Genomic DNA, 3,285 nt, shown 5'->3' on the forward strand with positions numbered 1-3,285 from the left:
TGCATGGACAGCTTGTCCATCTTCAGTACCCCGGGCCCGGCCGCTTGCCGTAGAACGACAGTGACACCTTGGTCTCGTCGGCGAGGTCGAAGGTGAGGTGGTCCGGTCCCTGTGTGCCAACGCCGGAGCCCGGCGGGAACATCGAGCGGGGGGCTTCTCGGAACGCGATCGAGATGATGCGCTGGCCCTCGGCCATTCGCTTGCCCGTCCGGAGATAGAACGGCACGCCGGCCCATCGCCAGTTGTCCAACCCGACGTGCAGCGCGATGAACGTCTCGGTCTCCGATTCCGGTGACACGCCTGGCTCGTCGCGGTACCCGACGTACTGGCCACGCACGACATTTCGTGTATCGATCGGCAGCAGGGAGCGGAAAACCTTGTTCTTCTCCTCGCTGATCGCGCGCGGCTCCAGCGCGGTCGGTGGCTCCATTGCGACGAACGCCATCACCTGGAACAAGTGGGTGACCACCATGTCCTTGAATGCGCCGGTGGACTCGTAGAACCCGGCGCGCCGGTCGAGGCCGAGCTGCTCGGGGACATCGATCTGGACGTGGTCGATGAAGTTGCGGTTCCAGATCGGTTCGAAGAGCCCGTTGGCGAAGCGGAACGCCAGGATGTTCTGCGCCGCCTCCTTTCCGAGGAAATGGTCGATACGGAAGATCTGGCGCTCGCGGAAGACGCCGTGCACCTGATCATTGAGTTCGATGGCGCTGGCCAGATCGGTGCCGAACGGCTTCTCCATGACGACCCGGGACCGCTCCACGAGTCCCGCGTCGGCAAGCATCGTCACCACCGACAGCGCGGCCTTCGGCGGCACGCTGAGGTAGTGCAGGCGTTGCACGTCCGGGCCGAGCTTGGCCTCGGCGTCGGCGACCGCCGCGGCCAAGGCCTGCGGCCCCGCACTCTGCGGGACGTACACCAGCCGTTCCGCGAATGCCGGCCACTGTTCGAGTTCGATTTTGTGACTACCGAACTCGGTGCATGCCGCCTGGGCATGCTCCCGGAATTCTTCGGTGCTGAAATCTTCGAGTGAGGTGGCCACGATCCGGATGTCCGGGCCGAGTCCGGAGATCGAGAGATGGGCGAGGCCGGGAAGTAGCTTGCGCCGCGCGAGGTCTCCGGTGGCGCCGAAAAGCACCACGACGTGCGGTGTGAGCCGCTCGGGTTCGCGCCCGGTTGGACGTGCTCCCGGTGCGGGGTAGGCGATCGTCTGCGGAGGCTGGCTCATACGCCCGATGATTCCACCGCGAGCGCGCCGGTGCGGGCGGACGAGTAAGTCAGTTGCGATCGACGCGCTGCGCCGCGAGCACCTCGCGGATACCGCCCACGAACAGGCGGAGCCCGAAGTCGAATCGTGATGCGGCGTCCGGGGATTCGAACATCGGTGAGTCGTCCCCGTCGAGCACACCGAGCGAATCGAGCTGGATGCGTGCCTGCTCGTCGACCGTGTGGCCGAGGACGTAGTAGAGGATCGTGTCCGCGGTCAGCTCGGCTTCCGTGCGCGTCATGGCCGCGCCAAGCGCTGCGTCGACGAAGCGTCGGCGGGTCCGGCTGGTGGTGGTGCGGGCCGCCAGGCTGGCGGAGACCAGTTCGGCGCCGTCGCGATGCGACAGCAGGGCGTCTCGCAGTCGGTGTGCGAGTTCGGCGATCTGCTCGTCCCAGCCCTGACCGACGACCGGTGCGTCGAGCGGTTCGAGGATGCGGTCTGCGACCGCACCCAGCAGAGTCTGCTTGTTGGGAAAGTGCCAGTACAGGGCTCCGGGCTGGACGCTAAGCGAGCTGGCGAGACGGCGCATGGTGAGGTCGGCGAGGCCGTACTCGTCGAGAATCGCGATCGCCCCATCGAGGACGTGCGTCCTGTGCAGTTGCACCCGTAACCCCCAGCCAATTAGGTCCTGCTTTTGCGCCGTGATGGCCGTTACTCTAACCTGAACACCGTTCAAGTTCGCACCACCGCAATGCGGTAACAGACAGCACCGCCACTGCGCGGAAACGAAAGAGGGACGCGCTGTGACACAGGCACCTGTCGACACCGATATCCTCGCAACTGCGCGTGAGCAGGTGCTCGAGCGTGGCGAGGGCCTTTCGCAGGAACAGATCCTCGAAGTGCTGCGACTCGACGACGACCGGCTCGAGGAGCTGCTCGGCCTCGCGCACGACGTGCGGATGCGCCACTGCGGTCCCGAGGTCGAGGTCGAGGGCATCATCAGCCTGAAGACCGGCGGCTGCCCCGAGGATTGCCACTTCTGCTCGCAGTCCGGCCTGTTCCAGTCCCCGGTGCGCTCCGCCTGGCTCGATATCCCCAGCCTGGTCGAGGCCGCCAAGCAGACCGCGAAGTCGGGCGCGACGGAGTTCTGCATCGTCGCTGCCGTTCGTGGCCCGGACGAGCGCCTGCTCGCGCAGGTCGCCGCCGGTATCGAGGCGATCCGCAACGAGGTCGACATCCAGATCGCCTGCTCGCTCGGCATGCTCACCCAGGAGCAGGTCGACCAGCTGCGCGACATGGGCGTACACCGCTACAACCACAACCTCGAAACCGCGCGCTCGCACTTCCCGAACGTGGTCACCACCCACAGCTGGGAAGAGCGCTGGGACACCCTGCGCATGGTTCGCGAGGCCGGCATGGAGGTGTGCTGTGGCGGCATCCTCGGTATGGGCGAGTCGCTCGAGCAGCGCGCCGAGTTCGCCGCGAACCTTGCGGAGCTCGATCCGCACGAGGTGCCGCTGAACTTCCTGAACCCGCGCCCGGGTACGCCGTTCGGCGACCTCGAGGTGCTGCCCGCGTCCGAGGCGCTCAAGGCCGTCGCCGCGTTCCGTCTCGCGCTGCCGCGCACCATGCTGCGCTTCGCCGGCGGTCGTGAGATCACCCTTGGCGACCTCGGTGCGAAGCAGGGCATCCTCGGCGGCATCAACGCCGTCATCGTCGGCAACTACCTCACCACGCTGGGTCGTCCCGCGGAGTCGGATCTCGACCTCCTCAGTGAGCTCGAGATGCCGATCAAGGCGCTGAACTCGACCCTCTGAGATGGAAGAGCGCTACAACGTCTACACCGGCAAGCGGCTCGTGCCAGGTATCGACGATCTGACGCCGGCCGCTGCCGCACTGGGACTGGAGCCGCCGCGCTTCTGTGAGCACTGCGGCCGCCGGATGATCGTGCAGGTCAGCCCGGACGGCTGGTGGGCCAAATGCTCCCGGCACGGCGTCATCGATTCGACGCTCCGCGAACCAGCGTTGACGCACACCGCGCCGCGTGCGCCGATCCGTTTCGAGATCCGCACCGCGGC

Annotated in this window: 3 protein-coding genes and 1 pseudogene; 2 read left to right on the plus strand and 2 right to left on the minus strand. The window is 66.7% G+C overall.

Annotated elements, in window-relative coordinates; translation table 11 throughout:
* Together A8G08_RS11355 and A8G08_RS11360 are read right to left on the minus strand one after the other, a co-directional pair.
* Positions 1 to 1,228: pseudogene (locus A8G08_RS11355) on the minus strand (glucose-6-phosphate dehydrogenase); the annotation flags it as partial.
* A 49-nt stretch (positions 1,229 to 1,277) separates the two neighbouring features.
* On the minus strand, positions 1,278 to 1,871 hold the full coding sequence (locus A8G08_RS11360; RefSeq protein ID WP_068273804.1) for a TetR family transcriptional regulator: 594 nt from the start codon (positions 1,869 to 1,871) through the stop codon (positions 1,278 to 1,280).
* Positions 1,872 to 2,010: 139 nt separating this feature from the next.
* Between A8G08_RS11360 and bioB the strand changes: the two genes are divergently transcribed.
* Together bioB and bsaP are read left to right on the plus strand one after the other, a co-directional pair.
* Positions 2,011 to 3,024, plus strand: a complete 1,014-nt coding sequence (gene bioB, locus A8G08_RS11365; protein WP_068273806.1) for a biotin synthase BioB — start codon at positions 2,011 to 2,013, stop codon at positions 3,022 to 3,024.
* Between the two features lies 1 nt (position 3,025).
* Positions 3,026 to 3,285 (plus strand): biotin synthase auxiliary protein BsaP (bsaP, locus tag A8G08_RS11370; RefSeq protein ID WP_425394549.1); only part of this gene is annotated, 260 nt, incomplete at its 3' end.

It is taken from the genome of Aldersonia kunmingensis (assembly GCF_001646865.1).
Lineage (GTDB): Bacteria > Actinomycetota > Actinomycetes > Mycobacteriales > Mycobacteriaceae > Aldersonia > Aldersonia kunmingensis.